The sequence below is a fragment of the Flavobacterium sp. HSC-32F16 genome (assembly GCF_024171645.1).
In the GTDB taxonomy this organism is placed as follows: Bacteria; Bacteroidota; Bacteroidia; order Flavobacteriales; family Flavobacteriaceae; genus Flavobacterium.
Window position 1 is genome coordinate 140635 of record NZ_JALKAC010000003.1, and the last position, 19039, is coordinate 159673.

The following is a 19039-nucleotide window of genomic DNA, read 5'->3' on the forward strand; positions in this document are numbered from 1 at the left end:
TCAATACTATACCGAAAGGACAACTCACAAGGTTGTCCTTTTTTTATTCTTAACTTATGTTTAACAAAAGTTCGTCTGTAATATTTAGTAAGAATCACTATCTATGTATATCAAAACCAGTACAATGATTACAAAAAAACTCAGCCTTTTTCTAATTATTATCTTTACAACTTTTACTTCTTTTTCTCAAGAAAAATTTACACTAAGCGGTACAATAAAAGATTTTAAAAATAACGAAACTTTAATTGGTGTTAATATTTACATTCCGGCTTTAAAAATAGGAACAACCACAAACGAATATGGTTTTTATTCTATTACAGTTCCTCGCGGTGAACATCAAATAGAAATAAGTTACGTAGGCTACCAAACCATTCAGCAGACGATTGTTTTAAACCAAAACACCAAAAATAATTTTGCCATCAGCGAAAGCGGCGAAGAACTTCAGGAAGTTGTAATTACTGACAATAAAGGCAAAATAAACATTAAGTCTCCCGAAATGAGTGTAAACAAACTCTCAATTTCAACCATAAAAAAAATGCCGGTAGTTTTAGGAGAAGTCGATGTTTTAAAATCTATTTTATTACTTCCGGGAGTTACAAATGCGGGCGAAGGCGCATCAGGATTTAATGTTCGCGGCGGCGGTGCTGATCAGAATTTAATTTTATTAGATGAAGCTACTATTTTTAATTCATCACACGTTTTCGGGTTTTTCTCGGTTTTTAATCCAGATGCTATTAAAGATTTAAAATTGTATAAAGGAGGCATTCCGGCTCGATTTGGAGGACGCGCTTCTTCTGTTTTAGAAATTTACCAGAAAGACGGAAGCAGTAAAAATTTTCATGTAAACGGTGGAATTGGTTTAATCTCAAGCCGTCTTCTTTTAGAAGGCCCAATTGTAAAAGACAAAGGTTCTTTTTTAATTGGAGGAAGAGCTTCTTATGCGCATTTGTTCCTAAAACTATCCGAAGAAAATAAAGATAACTCTGCCTATTTTTATGACTTAAATGCTAAATTCAGTTATAAACTAAACGACAATAACAGCTTATATTTATCTGGCTATTTTGGTCGTGATGTTTTCAGCTTAAATAAAAGTTTTACCAATATTTACGGAAATTCAACTTTAAACCTTAGATGGAATCATTTGTACTCTGATAAACTGTTCTCTAATTTATCTTTAATCTACAGTGATTATTATTACGGACTTGACTTAGATTTCGTGGGTTTCAAATGGGATTCAGGGATTAAAAACTACAATATCAAATACGATTTCAAACATTATATTTCAGATAAATTCAAACTAAATTATGGTTTAAACGGAATTTACTACGAATTCAATCCCGGAACGATCAAACCAAGCGGAAATGATTCCGGAATTAATCCCGATCAGCTGGATAAAAAATATGCTTTTGAACCTTCTGTTTATTTAGATGCCGAAAATCAGCTTTCTAAAAAAATTACTATTGCTTATGGTTTGCGATACAGTTTGTTTTATCGTTTGGGTTCTTCGACTATCAATTATTACGACGATAATAATCCCGTTATTTTCAATTCTGATATGCAGATTTATGAAAAAGGCACGCCAACCTCAACAAAGTATTTTGGCAAAAATAAAGTAATTCAGGATTACAACAACCTTGAACCAAGACTTGCCGTTTCTTATCAATTAAACGAAGATCAATCTGTAAAAGCGAGTTACAATCGTATGGCGCAATATCTTCAATTAATTTCAAACACCTCATCTCCTACTCCTCTTGACGTTTGGATGCCAAGTGACAATTACATCAAACCGCAGATTGCAGATCAGGTGGCTTTAGGTTATTTCAGAAATTTAAAAGACGGTGATTATTCACTTGAAGTTGAAACTTATTACAAGAAAATTCAAAATAGATTAGACTATATTGATGGTGCCGACTTAATTGCTAATGATGCGATCGAACAGGTGATTTTAAACGGAAGAATGCGTGCATATGGTCTGGAAATTATGGTTAAGAAAAACACTGGTAAATTCAACGGCTGGGTTTCTTACACCTTATCAAAATCTGAGCAGCAAACACCCGGAAGAACTCCTGAAGAAATTGGAATTAATGATGGAAAATGGTACAGTTCTGCTTATGATAAAACACATAATTTAGCGATCACATCGGCTTATAATCTAAACGAAAAATGGTCATTTGGCGCTAATTTTGCTTTACAGTCAGGTCAACCGGTTACGTACCCAAACGGACAATATGAGTATTTAGGAATTACAGTTCCTAGTTATGGCCAGCGAAATGAAAACAGGCTTCCGGCTTATCATCATTTAGACGTTTCTGCAACTTTAACACCTCGAAAAAACAAAGACAGAAACTGGAAAGGCGAATGGGTTTTCAGTATTTATAATTTGTACAACCGAAGCAACGCAGCCTCTATCAATTTCAGACAAAATTCTGATACAGGATTAAATGAAGCGGTACGATTATCGATTTTCGGAATAGTGCCGGCGGTTAGTTATAATTTCAAATTTTAAACAATTTTTCTTAACTGAAAATAAAGATCCCATGAAAAAAATAATAATATTCATCTTCTTATTTACATCGTTTTTCTTTACAAGCTGTGAAGATGTTGTCGATGTTGATCTCGATAACGCTCCTCCCAAATTAGTAATTGAAGCTGCCATAAACTGGGAAAAAGGAACAACAGGAAAACAACAATTTATAAAATTAACTACAACAACTGGTTACTTTGAAAATGTAATTCCAACAGTTTCAAATGCCGTAATTTATATCACAAACAGCCAGAATGAAAAATTTAATTTTAATGAAATCCAAAAAACGGGACGTTATGTCTGTAACGATTTTATTCCCGAAATAGATGAAACTTATAAACTGACGATCATAAGTAACGGCACAGCATATACTGCCTCCGAAACATTAAAATCTGTTGCTCCCATTACAAGAATTGAACAAAATAACCAAGGAGGTTTTACAGGAAAAGATATAGAAATAAAAGCCTATTATAACGATCCAGCCGATGAAGATAATTTTTATTTGTACCGATATTTATACTCCAATAAAATAACATCAAACTATTATGTTGATGAAGATAAGTTCTTTCAGGGAAATGAATTCTTCAGCGTTTCAGATGATGATGAACTTGAGACCGGTGATGAAATTGAAATTACACATTACGGAATTTCAAAACAATATTACAATTACATGAGCATTTTGGTGAGTATTGCAGGAAGCAATGTCGGCGGACCTTTTCAATCGCCGCCCGCAACTGTAAAAGGAAATATTATTAATACAACTGACAAAACAAATTATCCGTTAGGCTATTTTTCACTTAGCGAAAAAGAAACAAAAAAATTCAAAATTCAATAATAATGGAAGCAAGAATTGAAACTTTGACTGAGAAAAAACTCATTGGAAAATACATTGATATGTCTTTTATCGAAAATAAAACATTTCAGCTATGGAGCAGTTTTATGCCTAAACGAAAGGATATCAAAAATACTATCGATAATAATTTATATTCTTTAGAAGTTTTCTCTCCAGATCACTTTGATAATTTTGATCCAGCCAAAACATTTCAAAAATGGGCTGCTGTTGAAGTTGAAAATTTAGAGCATGTTCCGCCAAGAATGGAAACTTTAATTGTTCCTGATGGGCTCTATGCCGTTTTTGTTCATTACGGACCTGTTTCAGAAGGACACAAAACGTATCATTCCATATTTGCAGAATGGCTTCCAAAATCAGCATATATTGTTGATGACAGACCCCATTTTGCTGTAATGGATCACAAGTACAAAAAAGACGATCCGGATTCTGAAGAAGAAATATGGATTCCGATAAAAAACAGAGATTGATTTTTCAGTCGTGAAATATTCTTCTTAACTTTCAGATAAAAAAAACATGTTAATCGAAACACTAAAAATACTTTTCAACAGGGATTTAAATAAACTAAAATTCGAAATCGAATCGTATGAAAACGAAAATCAAATTTGGGCAGTTAATCACGATATTTCTAATTCTGGCGGTAATCTTTGTTTACATTTAATTGGAAACCTGAATACTTACATAGGAGCCGAAATTGGAAAAACAGGATATATTAGAAATCGTCCTTTAGAATTTTCTCTAAAAGATGTTCCGAAATCAGAATTAATCCAGAAAATTGAAGATACCATTTTGGTCGTAAATAATGCACTCGACATTTTAACCGAAGCCGATTTACAACAAATTTATCCACAGATAGTTTTTGAGAAAGAAATGACAACCGGATTCTTTTTGATTCATCTTGCTACACATTTAGGCTATCATTTAGGACAGATAAATTATCATAGAAGACTGCTGAATCAGCCATAAAAAATATAATAAAACCGTAAAACCTCAACATATGTAAATGTTTTAGAAATTAGAATTACGAAATCTTTGTACTCTTAATTTTAATTTTTAAAACATGAAACATTTAATAGCTTATTTAGTCTGCATTTGTGCATTACAAACAAAAGCACAAACTTTCAAAAATCCTGATTCGTTATTTGATCCTGCACCGTATGGTTTCAGTCATGCATCTTCAGTAAAAACATCTGGAGAACTGGTTTATATTTCTGGTCAGAGCGGCGGTTTTGGCAAAGAACATATTTTAAGTTCAAACTTTAGAGAACAAGTTCAAACGGCTTTAAAAAACCTGACAACAATTTTAAATAATTATGAGCTAAAGCCAGAAAATGTAATGAAAATTACAATTCTTATCGTAGACCATTCCTCAGAAAAACTAAAAATATGGGAAGAAGAAATGAGCAAAACATGGAAAAACAAACCATTTCCCGCAAGTACATTAATTCCTGTACCCAGATTAGCACTGGACAAAATGTTGATAGAAGTTGATGCCGTTGCCTTTAAATCCAATTAAATAAGCAGATCTCCAAGTCAAAGCCCGTAAGTTTTGTACATTTGCGACATATTTTAAAAAACATCTACATGTCATCACATCATATAGTTCGCGACGATCAGGAACCCGCTTTAATAATTGCCAATGGAGCAGCCTGTAATCCCGAATTATTAGGACAATTGCTCGAATGGTCTCCGTTGGTTATCGTGCTAGATTCAGCGATGGAAAGAGTGGTTGAATTAGGGATTAAAGTCGATGTGCTGCTTGGTGATTTTGACCGTGGTTTTGACCCAGAAATTTATAAAACTTCGCAATATCCTATTGAAATTGTCCACACGCCAGATCAGGATAAAACCGACTTAGAGAAGGCTTTTGATTATTTGGTTAAAAGAAAAATCCCTGCCGTAAATGTAGTCTGGGCAACCGGAAGACGTGCCGATCATACCATAACAAACCTTACAAATATTGTTCGTTACCGTGATTTACTTAAAATCGTAATTCTAGACGATCATTCGAAGATTTTCCTTCTACCAACAAAATTCGAAAAATGGTATACTGCAAAAACTCCAATTTCCTTAATTCCAATTGGCGTTGTAAATGGTATTTATTCAACCAATTTAAAATATGAATTGAATGATGATACCCTGACAATGGGTTACAGAACCGGAAGCAGTAATTCGGTTTTAGAAGATGGTCTTATATCAATTTCTCATACAAACGGAGATTTGTTGTTAATGGAATGCTTTGATTAAAAGCTAAAAAAATAAAAAGTCCATGCGGGACGGAATATTTATAGTTTAAAATATCTTGTACTAATTAAAGCTCCAGCGTGGTGACACACAATATAAATGTCGCTCCGCTGCAGCTTTAATTACCCCTAAATTAAATCCCTGTAAATATTACGCTCCTTCGGAGCTTTCTTAAAAAAAGGAATATCTATCTTTACGCAGAAATAAATCAAAAATGAAAGCAGAAAACAATTCTCAAAAAGACAATTTACATCCTAGAAATCTTCACCGTTCGCGATATGATTTTGAACTTCTGATCACTAATTGTCCTGAATTAAAAGCTTTTATTTCCATAAATAAATACGGAATCGAAACCGTTGATTTCAGTAATCCGCTTGCTGTAAAAACTTTAAACAAAGCTTTACTGCAAACCTATTACGATATTCAGAATTGGAATATTCCTAAAAATTATCTGTGTCCGCCAATTCCGGGACGCGCTGATTATATTCATTATATAGCCGATTTATTAGCAGAAACAAACAATAACCAAATTCCCGAAGGTAATTCTGTCATGGGACTGGATATTGGAACGGGTGCAAATTTAATCTATCCGATATTAGCAAATTCAATTTACAACTGGAGTTTTGTTGCAACAGACATTTATAAAAGTTCAATTGAAAACGCAAGTAAAATTATCGAAGCCAATCCAAGATTAATTGATGCCATTAGTCTACAACAGCAGACTGAACCTCGATTTATTTTCAAAAACATTATAATTCCAGAAGACCGATTTACATTCACCATGTGCAATCCGCCTTTTCATGCATCGGCAGAAGAAGCAAATAAAAGTACTTCAAGAAAAGTTTCGAATTTAAATCCGAAGGAAAAGAAAAACACAAATCCTGTTTTAAACTTCGGAGGTCAAAATGCTGAATTATGGTGCAATGGCGGTGAAATTGGATTTGTAACCCAAATGATTTACGAAAGTGCAAAATACGGTTCACAATGTTTATGGTTTACGACGTTAGTTTCTAAAAAAGAAAATCTTTCCTCTATCTATAAAACTTTAAAAAAGGTGAATGCAGTTTCGGTTAAAACAATTGAAATGTCGCAAGGACAAAAAAATAGTCGTATTGTCGCATGGAGCTTTTTAAATGAAGGTGAACAAAAAAAATGGTTCCTGTAAACTTCTGATTTCCAATAGAAACCTTGATTTTATAATTTCGTTTTGCTACATTTAGTATAAACTATTTAAAATCAAGATTATGGCAGAATATATAGGTTATCTCGCATCTGTTTTTATTGTTGGAGGCTTTTTACTGAAAAACCTCAGAACCATCCGCTTCATTAATATGTTTGGCTGTATTTGTTTCGTTATCTATGGCATTTTTTTAAATGATTACAGAGATCTTAACCAATGGCTTTTACCCGTAATTATTCCAAATGCTATTTTAGCTTTAGTACAGGTATATTATTTGACATCAAAAAAAGAGGAATCTTAAAATTATGATATTTTAAACCAAAATTCTGATACATTTTTCACTTACGATAATCGTAACTTTAAGGTTGAAAACAGAATTTCATCACCATGTTAAAACTATATTCTCGCCTATTTATCGTGTTATTTTTAATCACAAGTTGTGCTTCAACCAAAAAAGCAAAATTTGAAGATTATGTTTTTAAAACTAAAATTGAAGAACAAAAATATCAAATTGCTTACGACAAGTCTTTAAAACTCTGGGGATTTCCTTATACAGAAGAAAACGTAAAAACCAGTTTTGGAACGGCACACGTAATTATTTCCGGACCTAAAAACGGAAAGGATTTAGTTTTACTTCACGGAATGGACGCCAGCTCCACAATGTGGTATCCAAACATTAAGGTTTTAGCTAAAAATCATCGCATTTATGCCATTGATTTTATAATGGAACCGAATAAGTCGCACTTAACTGCAAAACCGCTTTCTTCAGAAGAAATTGTAATTTTGTACAACGAAATTTTCAGTTATTACAAACTAAAGAAATTTGATATAATTGGTGCATCAAGAGGCGGTTGGATCGCAACTTTATTAGCCGCACAAAAACCGAATTCAATTGACAAAATTGTTTTATTGAGTCCTGCTCAGACATTCAAATTTATCGATAAAATGGGCAAAACAACTTCGGCTTTAATGCTGAAACTTTTTCCAAGTGAAAAGAAATTCAGTAAAACACTTTCGACATTTTCAACTCATCCGGAAAAAATAAGTCCAGTGTACAAAAGGCAGTTTTATTTGGCTAATAAATATGCAAAATCAAATTCGAGTTTGTTAAAAATGCATCCGTTTTCAGACAAAGAATTAGAATCAATTAAAAATCCGGTTTTAGTTTTAATTGGTGATAACGACGTTATTAACTCGGAAGAAAGTTTAGAACGTGCACAAAAATATTTGGCAAACAGCAAAACAAAAATCATCAAAGATGCCGGACATTTTTTAACAATCGATCAGCCTAAAATTACAAATGATGCTGTTATTAATTTTTTAGAATAGCATCCAAACTTTGTATCTTTACAAAACTAATTTTTCATCAGTAACAAATGAATTTCCAAGTAACTTCAGATTATAGTCCAAAAGGAGATCAGCCTCAAGCCATACAAAAACTGGCGCAAGGTGTAGTCGACGGAGAAAAATATCAAACTTTATTAGGAGTTACGGGATCTGGTAAAACCTTTACTGTGGCAAATGTTATTCAGGAAGTACAGCGGCCTACCATAGTTTTGGCACATAACAAAACTTTGGCGGCGCAATTATATTCCGAGTTTAAACAGTTTTTTCCAAATAATGCCGTTGAATATTTCGTTTCTTACTACGATTATTATCAGCCTGAAGCTTTTATGCCTGTAACAGGGGTTTTTATTGAAAAAGATTTATCTATCAATGAAGAGCTCGAAAAGATGCGTTTAAGCACTACTTCTTCCCTTCTTTCGGGTCGTCGTGATGTTTTGGTTGTGGCATCAGTTTCTTGTTTATATGGTATTGGAAACCCAGTTGAATTTAAAAAGAATGTTATTGAGATAAGCAGGGATCAGGTCATTTCGAGAACCAAATTACTTCATAGTCTTGTACAGAGTTTATATGCCAGAACAGAAGCTGATTTTAATCCGGGAACGTTCAGGATTAAAGGTGACACGGTTGAAGTGTATCCAAGTTATGCCGATGATGCTTACAGAATTCACTTTTTTGGAGATGAAATTGAAGAAATAGAAGCCTTTGATGCAAAAACTTCACAAGTCATTGAAAAGTTTAAAAGACTTACGATTTACCCTGCCAATATGTTCGTGACTTCTCCCGAAGTTCTGCAAGGCGCTATTTGGGAAATTCAGCAGGATTTGGTAAAACAAGTAGATTATTTTAAAGAAACAGGAAAACATTTAGAAGCCAAACGTCTGGAAGAAAGAACCAATTTTGATCTAGAAATGATTCGCGAATTAGGTTACTGTTCCGGAATTGAGAATTATTCTCGTTATCTTGACGGAAGACAGGCCGGAACACGACCTTTCTGTCTTCTGGATTATTTTCCAAGCGATTTTTTAATGGTTGTAGATGAAAGCCACGTTACCGTTTCTCAGGTTCACGCTATGTACGGAGGCGATCGCAGCCGTAAAGAAAACCTGGTTGAATATGGTTTTAGATTACCTGCCGCAATGGATAACCGACCTTTGAAGTTTGAAGAATTTGAAGCGCTGCAAAATCAGGTAATTTACGTTTCGGCAACTCCTGCAGATTATGAATTGCAGAAATCAGATGGTATTTATGTAGAACAGATTATTCGTCCAACCGGATTATTAGATCCTGTTATTGAGGTACGTCCAAGTTTAAATCAGATTGATGATTTGATCGAAGAAATTCAGGTTCGCTGCGAATTAGACGAAAGAGTTTTAGTAACTACTTTGACCAAAAGAATGGCAGAAGAATTAGCTAAATATTTAACAAAAGTAAGCATCCGCTGTCGTTACATTCATTCTGAAGTTGATACTTTGGAACGTATCGAAATTATGCAGGATTTACGAAAAGGTATTTTTGATGTTTTAATTGGAGTTAACTTACTTCGTGAAGGTCTAGATTTGCCCGAAGTTTCTCTAGTTGCTATTTTAGATGCTGATAAAGAAGGATTTTTAAGAAATCACCGTTCTTTAACCCAAACTATTGGGCGTGCGGCAAGAAATTTAAATGGTAAAGCTATTATGTATGCCGATAAAATTACGGCAAGTATGCAGAGAACAATTGACGAAACCAATTATCGCAGAACAAAACAGATTAATTACAACGTTGAAAACAATATCACTCCTCAGGCCTTAAATAAAAAAATAGACAGTGCTTTTACAAAAAATCCTTTGGTAGAATACGAATTAGGCCATACTTTACAAGCTGCCGCAGAACCGGAAACGGCTTATTTATCAAAAACTGAACTGGAAAAACTGATTCGGGAAAAACGAAAATCTATGGAAAAAGCAGCAAAAGAACTGGACTTTATGCAGGCAGCCAAACTTCGTGATGATATTAAAAAACTCCAGGAACAATTGGCTTAAGCATCTAGTTTTAAAAAAGTTAAAAACAGCAAATAAGAAATTCATTTTTTAAAAATTATCTAATCGAGTCTTTTCAAAATTTATTAGATTTATGAAAATTTTTAAATTCTGAAATGAAATATCATTTACTCTTTTTTCTGTTTTTAATTTTTAACTGTTTTTCAACAGCGCAATCCGGCAAAGATGATTTTTGGAATGAAGAGTTAGAAAATTCATCTGAAATTATAAAACCTAATACCCTTTCTACTCATCCTTTTGGAATTTATATCTCAAGGTTAAATCACAATTTCAACGTTCGGAATACTGATAAATATTCCTTTTCGTTTGAAATTTCAAGCGGTAATGTTGTACTTCCTTACGTAAAATCATACGAATTAACAGATCCTAATGATCGTGAAATATCTAAAAACCAGCCTTGGCATACTCGTGAATTTTCATTTGATTTAAATAAAGTTCCATCAAAAATAAAAGAATTTGAGGCGGATGGCGTTATTAGATCGTATCGATTTAACTTTACATTACCCCTTACGGTTAATCATGAACTGAATTTCAGCCTGCGTGCCAATTCACTGGATCGCGGTAAATATCCTTATTCTATTTTTACTTCTGATGAATCGATTGAATGGTTTCATCGCAATATTGCCGGTGGAAAAGATCCCTTTTCAAGGTATCATTATGGTATAAACAAAGCCGGAATATCTTATAAAGATGAAAACGGAAAAGTTCTAAAAATGGACAACAATAATTTCACAATACCGGGAGCCGATATAAATTACACCTATTACCCTAAGTTAGAAATGAATGAAAAACACCATATATATCTAAATTTTGGAGCGCAGTTAGGGATTAATACTTCTAAATATAATCCTGCTGCTGATTTGGGAGTTTCTTCTTCCATCTTAAAAAAAATGATAATCAAGAATAAAAACATTCTAAGTTTTGGCTTAAGTGCCGGAGTTTTACGTCAGCATATTTTTGAATATGGAGACGGCGTAAACCTCAGCAATCAGGATTTTTTATGCAGTTTTGAAGGTTTGATTAATTACAAAGTAAAACTGAGAAACAGTAATCATATTTCTTATGGAATCAATTATAATTTCCAAAATTCTTATAATAAGAAAAGCGACATGGATTATATTGTTTTAACCGGTGAAAGAATAAATACGCATTGGCAGAAAACAATATCGCATTTATATGAAGATTTAGAAGGATGGAGTGCAATTTGTACTTATTCTACGAAGCGATTTTCTTATTTTGTGTATCTTCGGGAAGATTTAAATTTAGATAATGCGCCTGATTTACAAACAGGTATTGGAGTAAAAATGTCAATTAAAAAGAGTTAGAATTCTATTTTTTTCGAACAAAACAAAAAACAAGCTTATTAACCATGAAATTAATTTTAAGAGAATACAATCTCAAACTAAAACATACTTTCACCATTTCAAGAGAATCTATTGATTTTCAGCCTTCGTTAATTGTTGAACTTCAAAGTCAAGGTTTTTCTGGTTTTGGAGAAGCAACTTCAAATCCGTATTACAATACAACAGTTCCTGTAATGATGCAGGATTTAGAGAAAATCCGCAACGTTATTGAAAGTACAGAAGATGAAACTCCTGAGGTATTTTGGGCAAAAATCCATCCGTATTTAAAAAACGATATGTTTGCTTTATGTGCATTAGATTTGGCTTATAATGATTTATATGCACGAAGAAAAGGCAAAAAATTATACGAATTATGGAACTATACAACCGAGAGAAACCCAATGACGGATTATACTATTGGAATTGCTTCTATAGAAAAAATGGTTTCTAAAATGCAGGAACTTCCGTGGCCTATTTATAAAATTAAATTAGGAACCAAAGAAGATATCGAAATTGTAAAAGAACTTCGTAAACATACTAATGCTGTTTTTAGAATTGATGCCAATTGCGGCTGGGGAGTTGAAGAAACTATAAATAATGCAGTAGAACTAAAAAAACTGGGCGTTGAGTTTCTGGAACAACCTATGAAGGCAGACAATTGGGAAGGCCACAAAGAAGTTTTTAAGCATTCTGTACTTCCGGTAATTGCAGATGAAAGCTGTATTATAGAAGAAGATGTGAAAAAATGCTTCAATCATTTTCATGGTGTGAATGTGAAATTGGTAAAATGCGGCGGACTTACACCTGGAAAAAGAATGATCGAAGAAGCTAAAAAATTAGGTTTAAGAACCATGGTAGGATGCATGACCGAATCTACTGTTGGGATTTCTGCAATAGCTCATTTACTGCCTCAGCTGGATTATGTTGATATGGATGGCGCTCTTCTTTTAGCAGAAGATATTGCAACAGGCGTTACTATAAAAGACGGCGTTGTAAGTTATTCTGATTTAAACGGAACCGGAGTTACACTTCTATAAAAATGAAAGTCGAAAAATTTCCCGATAGAATTATTGAAATTGGGCAGGAACAGCATTTGTATTTTGGCGGCACTGCGTATTTAGGACTGCCAACAAATACCACATTTCAAAATTTGGTTATACAGAATATTTTAAAATGGGGAACCACTTATGGCAGTTCTAGAACTGCCAATATTCAATTAACCGCTTACGATTCGGGCGAAAGTTTTTTAGCCTCTCATATTGGTTCAGAAAGTACTGTCACGGTTTCGTCCGGAATGCTGGCTGGAAAACTGGTTTTAGAAAAATTGAAAAAACAAACCGATTGTTTTTATCATTTAAATGAAATTCATTCGGCTATCCAGATTGAAAATAGTCTTTCTGTATTTGTGAATGAAAAATTAAATGATCGCTTGTTAGATTCAAAACCTGAAAAAATAACGATTTTGACTGATGGCGTTCCTTCATTTCAAACCAAAGCTGTCGATTTATCTTTCTTAAAAGAAATTCCAAATCATAAAGAAATTACATTGGTTATTGACGAATCTCATTCGTTTGGAATTATTGGCCAAAATGGTTCCGGACTTTACTCTTCAATTCAATATCCAATTAAAAGAAAAATAATGGTTTCTTCTTTAGGGAAAGCTTTTGGATTAACAGGCGGCGTAATTGCATCTGATCACGAATTTATCAAAGAAATAAAAGAAATCGAAACTTTTACAAGTGCTGCCGGTATGAATCCTGCCTTTGTACAAACGCTTTCTGACGCCACTGAAATTTATAAAACCCAGAATCAAAAATTAAAGGAAAATCTAAATTATATCGATTCGATTTTGATCAAAAGCAGCAATGTCAAATTTGATAAGAACTATCCTTTAATTTATCTGTTATCAAATGAATTGGTAGAAAAATTAAAGCAAGAAAGAATCATTATTGCAAGTTTCAAATATACTAAAGATGCCGAACCTTTAAATCGAATTGTAATTACAGCTAATCATTTAAAAGAAGATTTAGATAATTTGGTTACAACTTTAAATGATTTCAATTCTAGATTTTAATCATTTTAAAAACTACCTTTGTAAAAATAAATGAGGAGTTGTAGTTTCAGATTGGAAAACCTGGAACTTGAAACAGAAAAAACCTGAAACAAAAATTATGACAAATAACGATATACTTAAAAAACTTCGCGTGGCTTTGATGCTCCGTGATGACCAAATAGTTGAAATTTTAGAATTAGTAGATTTTAGAATTTCAAAATCAGAATTGGGTGCTTTTTTTAGAGCCGAAGATCATCCCAATTATACGGAATGCGGCGATCAGGTTTTACGTAATTTCTTAAACGGATTGGTGATTCATTTAAGAGGAACGAAAGAAAACCCTAAAAACCCTACAGATGTTTTAGCTAAACATAAAGCTGAAATTCCGAAGAAGGAAACTTCTAAAGATAGACCAGAGTTTAAAGCTGCACCAAAAGATTCAGAAAAATATAGAGGCGATCAAAATCGATCAAAATCAAGTTCATCAGCTGGAAAACCTAAAAAGAAAACATTCCCGAAAGGAAATGGAAAACCAGATGTTGTAGAAAAAGTAGTTTTTAAAAACGGAAAAAAATAAGAAATAATTTAACCGCAAAGAGCGCAAGTTTTTTTTCTTAGCTGTACGCTCAAAAACGCAAAGTTCGCAAAGCTAAATTGATAAAGCTTTGCGAACTTTGCTTTTATAAAAAAATTTTAATTACGATTAATTTTAAAATATAGCCCGCGGTTTCAACCGTGGGAACGCCCAGAGATACATTGAGCGGTATAAATTGTGTCCTCGTGGTTGAAACCACGGGCTATGCTGAAATAAGATTTGTAAAATTTTAAGATTTAGCTTTGCGAAATTTGCGTTCGTAATGACAAAGAAAAGTAAATATCTTAGCGCTCCTTGCGGTTAAATTATATTTTATTCTCCTCTATTTTATCAAAAAAAGCATCTTTAAAAGTCGCTCCAATTGGCAGTTCTTTTCCATTAATAAAAACAGAAAAATTATCCGTTGATTCGATATGCTTTAAAGAAATAATATGTGATTTATGAATCTGAATAAAATTATTTTCAGGAAGAGATTCAATTACATTTTTCAAGGAAGAATGCGTAATAATCTGTTGTGTTGAAGTATGAATACAGACATAATTCTGGAGACTTTCAACATATAAAATATCGCTTAAAAAAATCTTTTGAAATTTATTTTTTCCATCTGTTTTAATGAACAAAAAATCGGGTGTATTATTTTGGTTTGAAATTACCACTTTAGGCTCTGAATTCAGTTTTGAAACAGCCTGATAGAAACGTTCAAACGAAATAGGTTTTAATAAATAATCAACTGCATTCAACTCAAAACCTTCTAAAGCAAAATCAGGATAGGCTGTGGTAAAAATGACTTTTATATTTTTCGAAATAATTCTGGAAAGCTGTAAACCTGTTAATTGTGGCATTTGAATATCTAGGAAAATCACATCAACAGATTGCGTATTCAGAAATTCCAACGCCTTTAATGAATCATTAAAAACACCGGCTTTCTCTAAGAAATTCACCTTGCCAATATAGTTTTCTAATATTCGGGTTGCAGGCGGTTCATCATCCACAATAATGCATTTAAAAGCCATAGATTTATTTTTTTAGTGGTATTTTCAAGTACGTTTTAAAGGTATTATTTTCTTCTGTTTTTTCAAGTGTAAATTGTTCTTTATACATATATTCAAGTCTTTTCGTCAGGTTTTCAAAACCAATTCCTGTTGAAGAATAATTTTCTCCATTTACATTATAATTGAAAGTTGAAATCTCTAGAAACTCCTCTTTTATTTTGATCGAAATAACTGCTTTTTCATTTTCATTGTTCAGTTTTCCATGTTTAAAAACATTCTCTACAAAGTGAATTAAAGCCGAAGAAAGTATTCTTTCAGTTGAATATTCTCCTTCAACAGAAAAATCCAAATACAGCTGATCTTCAAAACGTTTTTTCTGCAGATGAATGTAGTTCTGAATAAACTGAATTTCTTTGGATAAAACCGCTTCATCTTTATCTGTTTCAGTAATAACATATCGAAGCAAATCTGAAAGTACCAAAATATCATCAGCCATTTCATCTTCTTTTAAAACTAACTGACTGTAAAATGAGTTCAATGTATTAAATAAAAAATGCGGGCTAACCTGTGCTTTCAGAATTTGAAATTCGGCTTTTTTATTCTCCAAAAGCAATTCCTGATTTTGATATTGTGTAGTTTGAAACTGCCAAAACAAAAAAGTCAATGCGCTTAAAATTACAGCCGGCAATCCGAAGAAAAAATTATCTTTTATATAATAGGTTATTTCTCTGGCTTCTTCATAGTAGTTGTGCATTCCAGTAATATTAAACATAATAACTTCTTCCAAAAAATAACGAACAGCCGTAAAAAGTAATAATGAAATTGGAATTGTCAGAATATAAAAGAGTAATTTCTTTTTGTTTAAAAACCAATTGCAAAAGAAATAAAAATTGAGAATGTAGATAATAAAAACAGCCAGTAAATAAGCTGGAGTAATTCCTAAATAAATAGCTTTTAAGACTACTTTCACTTCTCTATTATTAAGCCCAATATCCCAGAAAACATAAGTTAGGAACAATAAAAAGAAAAAGACAATATGATAGTAAAAAGGAATTTTTGATTTCATAGTTTTTGATAATTAATCCAAAAATACAATTAAGCCTTAAATAGAAAATTATATTTATTTAAAAGATACTTTTTTAGGGATGAACTATCAAAAACATTACACGAAATTATTCCATAATGAATTTCCTGTGTTTATAAAATGAAATCCTATGTTCATCAAAAACAAAAAATAGAGGTCAAAAGACAGCATACATTTGTCATGAATTTAAAAACAAACCGTCATGCAAAAAATCATTTTATTACTAGCAATTATTACATTAAACTTAACTTCTGCTCAAACTAAGAAAAAGCAGATTCTATTGGTTGGAACTTTTCATTATGCAAATCCAGGTCTTGATGTTGCTCAACTAAATAATTTCAACATCATGTCTGAAAAAAGCCAAAAGGAACTCGAAATAATGAGTGACAAAATCAAAAAATTTGGCCCAGATAAAATATTTGTAGAATGGGAATTTAAAAAACAAGCCGACTTAGACAAGTTTTACAATAAAAATACTGACAGTCTTTTTAAAACTAACAAAAGCGAAATAACACAACTGGCACTTCGTACGGCAAAGAAACTGAATCATAAAAAATTATACGGAATGAATCTTTATACTTCTTTTCCCTATGACAGTTTAATGATGGCAATGGAAAAAGCTAACCAGAAGGACTTATTGGAGAAGAATAAAGCGATAACTGAAAGTTTCGAAAAAAAACATAACGAAAAAATTAGAAAAAGTTCGTTACAAGAAATGATGTTGTATTACAATACAAAACAATCCGAAAATGAAAATATTCAATGGTATTTGGAAGTAGCAAACAGAGCTGGAAATCCAGATGATTTTACAGGACCGTCTTTAGTTTCAAATTGGTACAAGAGAAACTTATACATGTATTCTTTAATTCAGAAATTAACGGAAAGTACAGATAATAAAATAATGATTTTAGTCGGCGCCGGTCACGCTGCTCTGATTAGAGAATTTATAGAACATGACCCTACATTTGAACTTGTAGAATTATCTACTGTTTTGAAATAGTATTTTTTAACCGCAAAGGGCGCAAAGAATCACGCAAAGTTCGCAAAGTTTTTTAGCCACAGATTATTCGGATTAAAAGGATTTTTAAAATCTGTGCTAATCTTTGTAATCTGTGGCTAACTTTTCAAACAAAAGCTTTGCGAATTTTGTGTTTATAAAATGATTTTAATTACAAAATCCAATTATCAAATATAGCCCGTGGTTTTAACCACGGGGACACAATACATATGACAATCTGTTTATCAAATCTGTATGTCACGGAGCGTCCCCGTGGTTGAAACCACAGGCTATATTGAAATAAAATCCACAAAATTTTATCGATTTGGCTTTGCGAACTTTGCGTTTGTATTCATAATCCTTGACAAAAAACCTTGCGCTCTTTGCGGTTAAATTAACTCCAAAAAAAATCCCTCCGAAGCGGAGGGATTTCTATATAAATTGATTTCTTATTTAATTAAGAAAGAGCAGCTTTAACTTGGTCAGCAGCTTCTTGGAATTGAACTGCAGATAAGATTGGCATACCAGAGTTGTCAATTAATTCTTTTGCAATTTCAGCATTTGTTCCTTGCAAACGAACGATAATTGGCACTTTAATAGCGTCTCCCATATTTTTGTAAGCATCAACAACACCTTGAGCAACACGGTCACAACGAACGATTCCTCCGAAGATATTAATTAAGATAGCTTTTACGTTTGGATCTTTTAAGATAATACGGAAAGCTGTTTCAACACGTTTTGCATCAGCAGTACCTCCTACATCAAGGAAGTTAGCAGGCTCAAAACCAGCGTATTTAATTAAATCCATAGTTGCCATTGCAAGACCAGCTCCGTTTACCATACATCCTACAGTACCGTCAAGGTCAACATAGTTAAGACCAACTTCTTTAGCTTCAACTTCAATTGGATTCTCCTCACGGATATCTCTCATTTCAGCATATTTAGGTTGTCTGTATAAAGCGTTATCGTCGATGTTAACTTTAGCATCAACAGCCATAATTTTATTGTCTGAAGTTTTCAAAACTGGATTGATTTCAAACATAGAAGCATCAGAACCAATGTAAGCATTGTATAATGAATCGATGAATTTAACCATTTCTTTGAAAGCATTTCCAGAAAGACCTAAGTTAAAAGCAATTCTTCTAGCTTGAAAGCCTTGTAAACCTACAGAAGGATCAACTTCTTCAGTAAAAATTAAATGTGGAGTGTGCTCAGCAACTTCTTCGATATCCATTCCGCCTTCAGTAGAATACATAATCATGTTGCGTCCTGTAGCTCTATTCAATAAAACAGAAACATAAAATTCAGACGTTTCACTTTCACCAGGATAGTATACATCTTCTGCTACTAAAACTTTGTTTACTTTTTTACCTTCAGCAGAAGTCTGAGGTGTAATCAATTGCATTCCGATAATTTGTCCTGCAATTTCTTCAACTTGTTGTAAATTTTTAGCCAATTTAACTCCACCACCTTTTCCACGACCACCGGCGTGAATTTGTGCTTTTATAACGTGCCATCCTGTACCAGTCTCGGCAGTTAATTGTTTTGCAGCAGCTACAGCTTCAACTGCATTGTTAGCCACGATTCCGCGTTGAATACGTACTCCGTAACTCGCTAAAATTTCTTTTCCTTGATATTCGTGTATGTTCATAATATAGAATTTGTCTGGTTCTGAATTTAGTTCAGAATAAAAGTGCGACAAAAGTAACAAAATACAACTTAATAGTAAAATCTTTTTCAATTAAATAATGTTACATATACGTATTAACAGTTCAATACTTTTCAACGCAA

18 protein-coding genes are annotated in these 19039 nt (G+C 32.8%); 15 read left to right on the forward strand and 3 right to left on the reverse strand.

The genetic code is table 11. The features are described from left to right. The first annotated feature begins 124 nt into the window (after positions 1–124). The 14 genes from L1276_RS12050 (at position 125) to L1276_RS12115 (ending at position 14157) form a co-directional block, all read left to right on the forward strand. Positions 125–2506, forward strand: a complete 2382-nt coding sequence (locus L1276_RS12050) for a TonB-dependent receptor (RefSeq protein ID WP_253788102.1) — start codon at positions 125–127, stop codon at positions 2504–2506. Between the two features lie 31 nt (positions 2507–2537). Beyond that, on the forward strand, positions 2538–3359 hold the full coding sequence (locus L1276_RS12055; protein ID WP_253788104.1) for a DUF4249 domain-containing protein: 822 nt from the start codon (positions 2538–2540) through the stop codon (positions 3357–3359). A gap of 2 nt (positions 3360–3361) precedes the next feature. Next, a complete protein-coding gene (locus L1276_RS12060) occupies positions 3362–3844 on the forward strand; it encodes a GyrI-like domain-containing protein (RefSeq protein ID WP_253788105.1) in 483 nt (160 codons plus the stop codon). Between the two features lie 46 nt (positions 3845–3890). Beyond that, positions 3891–4340: a DinB family protein gene (locus tag L1276_RS12065; RefSeq protein WP_253788107.1), complete on the forward strand. Its 450-nt coding sequence runs from the start codon at positions 3891–3893 to the stop codon at positions 4338–4340. Between the two features lie 94 nt (positions 4341–4434). Then, positions 4435–4890, forward strand: coding sequence for a RidA family protein (locus L1276_RS12070; RefSeq protein WP_253788109.1), 456 nt, complete (start codon positions 4435–4437; stop codon positions 4888–4890). A 68-nt stretch (positions 4891–4958) separates the two neighbouring features. Then, the gene (locus L1276_RS12075) at positions 4959–5621 is read left to right on the forward strand and encodes a thiamine diphosphokinase (protein ID WP_253788111.1); all 663 of its coding nucleotides are present in this window, start codon (positions 4959–4961) and stop codon (positions 5619–5621) included. Between the two features lie 211 nt (positions 5622–5832). Then, positions 5833–6783, forward strand: coding sequence for a 23S rRNA (adenine(1618)-N(6))-methyltransferase RlmF (rlmF, locus tag L1276_RS12080; protein ID WP_253788113.1), 951 nt, complete (start codon positions 5833–5835; stop codon positions 6781–6783). Between the two features lie 79 nt (positions 6784–6862). Beyond that, a complete protein-coding gene (locus L1276_RS12085) occupies positions 6863–7099 on the forward strand; it encodes a uroporphyrinogen decarboxylase (protein ID WP_253788115.1) in 237 nt (78 codons plus the stop codon). 86 nt (positions 7100–7185) lie between these two features. Further along, positions 7186–8127, forward strand: coding sequence for an alpha/beta fold hydrolase (locus tag L1276_RS12090; protein WP_253788117.1), 942 nt, complete (start codon positions 7186–7188; stop codon positions 8125–8127). A gap of 47 nt (positions 8128–8174) precedes the next feature. Next, the gene (gene uvrB, locus L1276_RS12095; RefSeq protein WP_253788118.1) at positions 8175–10166 is read left to right on the forward strand and encodes an excinuclease ABC subunit UvrB; all 1992 of its coding nucleotides are present in this window, start codon (positions 8175–8177) and stop codon (positions 10164–10166) included. A 113-nt stretch (positions 10167–10279) separates the two neighbouring features. Beyond that, positions 10280–11509, forward strand: coding sequence for a hypothetical protein (locus L1276_RS12100; protein ID WP_253788121.1), 1230 nt, complete (start codon positions 10280–10282; stop codon positions 11507–11509). A 44-nt stretch (positions 11510–11553) separates the two neighbouring features. Then, on the forward strand, positions 11554–12564 hold the full coding sequence (locus L1276_RS12105) for a dipeptide epimerase (protein WP_253788123.1): 1011 nt from the start codon (positions 11554–11556) through the stop codon (positions 12562–12564). Between the two features lie 2 nt (positions 12565–12566). Beyond that, positions 12567–13601: an aminotransferase class I/II-fold pyridoxal phosphate-dependent enzyme gene (locus tag L1276_RS12110; RefSeq protein ID WP_253788125.1), complete on the forward strand. Its 1035-nt coding sequence runs from the start codon at positions 12567–12569 to the stop codon at positions 13599–13601. Between the two features lie 97 nt (positions 13602–13698). Further along, a complete protein-coding gene (locus tag L1276_RS12115) occupies positions 13699–14157 on the forward strand; it encodes a DUF1456 family protein (RefSeq protein WP_253788127.1) in 459 nt (152 codons plus the stop codon). Between the two features lie 323 nt (positions 14158–14480). Here L1276_RS12115 and L1276_RS12120 read toward each other — a convergent pair whose 3' ends face one another. After that, positions 14481–15188, reverse strand: coding sequence for a LytTR family DNA-binding domain-containing protein (locus L1276_RS12120; protein ID WP_253788128.1), 708 nt, complete (start codon positions 15186–15188; stop codon positions 14481–14483). Positions 15189–15192: 4 nt separating this feature from the next. After that, the gene (locus L1276_RS12125) at positions 15193–16233 is read right to left on the reverse strand and encodes a sensor histidine kinase (RefSeq protein ID WP_253788130.1); all 1041 of its coding nucleotides are present in this window, start codon (positions 16231–16233) and stop codon (positions 15193–15195) included. Positions 16234–16453: 220 nt separating this feature from the next. Between L1276_RS12125 and L1276_RS12130 the strand changes: the two genes are divergently transcribed. Then, positions 16454–17251: a DUF5694 domain-containing protein gene (locus tag L1276_RS12130; RefSeq protein ID WP_253788132.1), complete on the forward strand. Its 798-nt coding sequence runs from the start codon at positions 16454–16456 to the stop codon at positions 17249–17251. Between the two features lie 454 nt (positions 17252–17705). Here L1276_RS12130 and sucC read toward each other — a convergent pair whose 3' ends face one another. After that, positions 17706–18899: an ADP-forming succinate--CoA ligase subunit beta gene (gene sucC, locus L1276_RS12135; protein WP_029268636.1), complete on the reverse strand. Its 1194-nt coding sequence runs from the start codon at positions 18897–18899 to the stop codon at positions 17706–17708. Positions 18900–19039 lie beyond the last annotated feature (140 nt).

Excerpts from the sequence above, each read along its gene's own strand:
- L1276_RS12050 (WP_253788102.1), top strand. The coding sequence starts at position 125 with ATGATTACAAAAAAACTCAGCCTTTTTCTAATTATTATCTTTACAACT.
- L1276_RS12055 (WP_253788104.1), top strand. The coding sequence starts at position 2,538 with ATGAAAAAAATAATAATATTCATCTTCTTATTTACATCGTTTTTCTTT.
- L1276_RS12060 (WP_253788105.1), top strand. The coding sequence starts at position 3,362 with ATGGAAGCAAGAATTGAAACTTTGACTGAGAAAAAACTCATTGGAAAA.
- L1276_RS12065 (WP_253788107.1), top strand. The coding sequence starts at position 3,891 with ATGTTAATCGAAACACTAAAAATACTTTTCAACAGGGATTTAAATAAA.
- L1276_RS12070 (WP_253788109.1), top strand. The coding sequence starts at position 4,435 with ATGAAACATTTAATAGCTTATTTAGTCTGCATTTGTGCATTACAAACA.
- L1276_RS12075 (WP_253788111.1), top strand. The coding sequence starts at position 4,959 with ATGTCATCACATCATATAGTTCGCGACGATCAGGAACCCGCTTTAATA.
- rlmF (WP_253788113.1), top strand. The coding sequence starts at position 5,833 with ATGAAAGCAGAAAACAATTCTCAAAAAGACAATTTACATCCTAGAAAT.
- L1276_RS12085 (WP_253788115.1), top strand. The coding sequence starts at position 6,863 with ATGGCAGAATATATAGGTTATCTCGCATCTGTTTTTATTGTTGGAGGC.
- L1276_RS12090 (WP_253788117.1), top strand. The coding sequence starts at position 7,186 with ATGTTAAAACTATATTCTCGCCTATTTATCGTGTTATTTTTAATCACA.
- uvrB (WP_253788118.1), top strand. The coding sequence starts at position 8,175 with ATGAATTTCCAAGTAACTTCAGATTATAGTCCAAAAGGAGATCAGCCT.
- L1276_RS12100 (WP_253788121.1), top strand. The coding sequence starts at position 10,280 with ATGAAATATCATTTACTCTTTTTTCTGTTTTTAATTTTTAACTGTTTT.
- L1276_RS12105 (WP_253788123.1), top strand. The coding sequence starts at position 11,554 with ATGAAATTAATTTTAAGAGAATACAATCTCAAACTAAAACATACTTTC.
- L1276_RS12110 (WP_253788125.1), top strand. The coding sequence starts at position 12,567 with ATGAAAGTCGAAAAATTTCCCGATAGAATTATTGAAATTGGGCAGGAA.
- L1276_RS12115 (WP_253788127.1), top strand. The coding sequence starts at position 13,699 with ATGACAAATAACGATATACTTAAAAAACTTCGCGTGGCTTTGATGCTC.
- L1276_RS12120 (WP_253788128.1), bottom strand. The coding sequence starts at position 15,188 with ATGGCTTTTAAATGCATTATTGTGGATGATGAACCGCCTGCAACCCGA.
- L1276_RS12125 (WP_253788130.1), bottom strand. The coding sequence starts at position 16,233 with ATGAAATCAAAAATTCCTTTTTACTATCATATTGTCTTTTTCTTTTTA.
- L1276_RS12130 (WP_253788132.1), top strand. The coding sequence starts at position 16,454 with ATGCAAAAAATCATTTTATTACTAGCAATTATTACATTAAACTTAACT.
- sucC (WP_029268636.1), bottom strand. The coding sequence starts at position 18,899 with ATGAACATACACGAATATCAAGGAAAAGAAATTTTAGCGAGTTACGGA.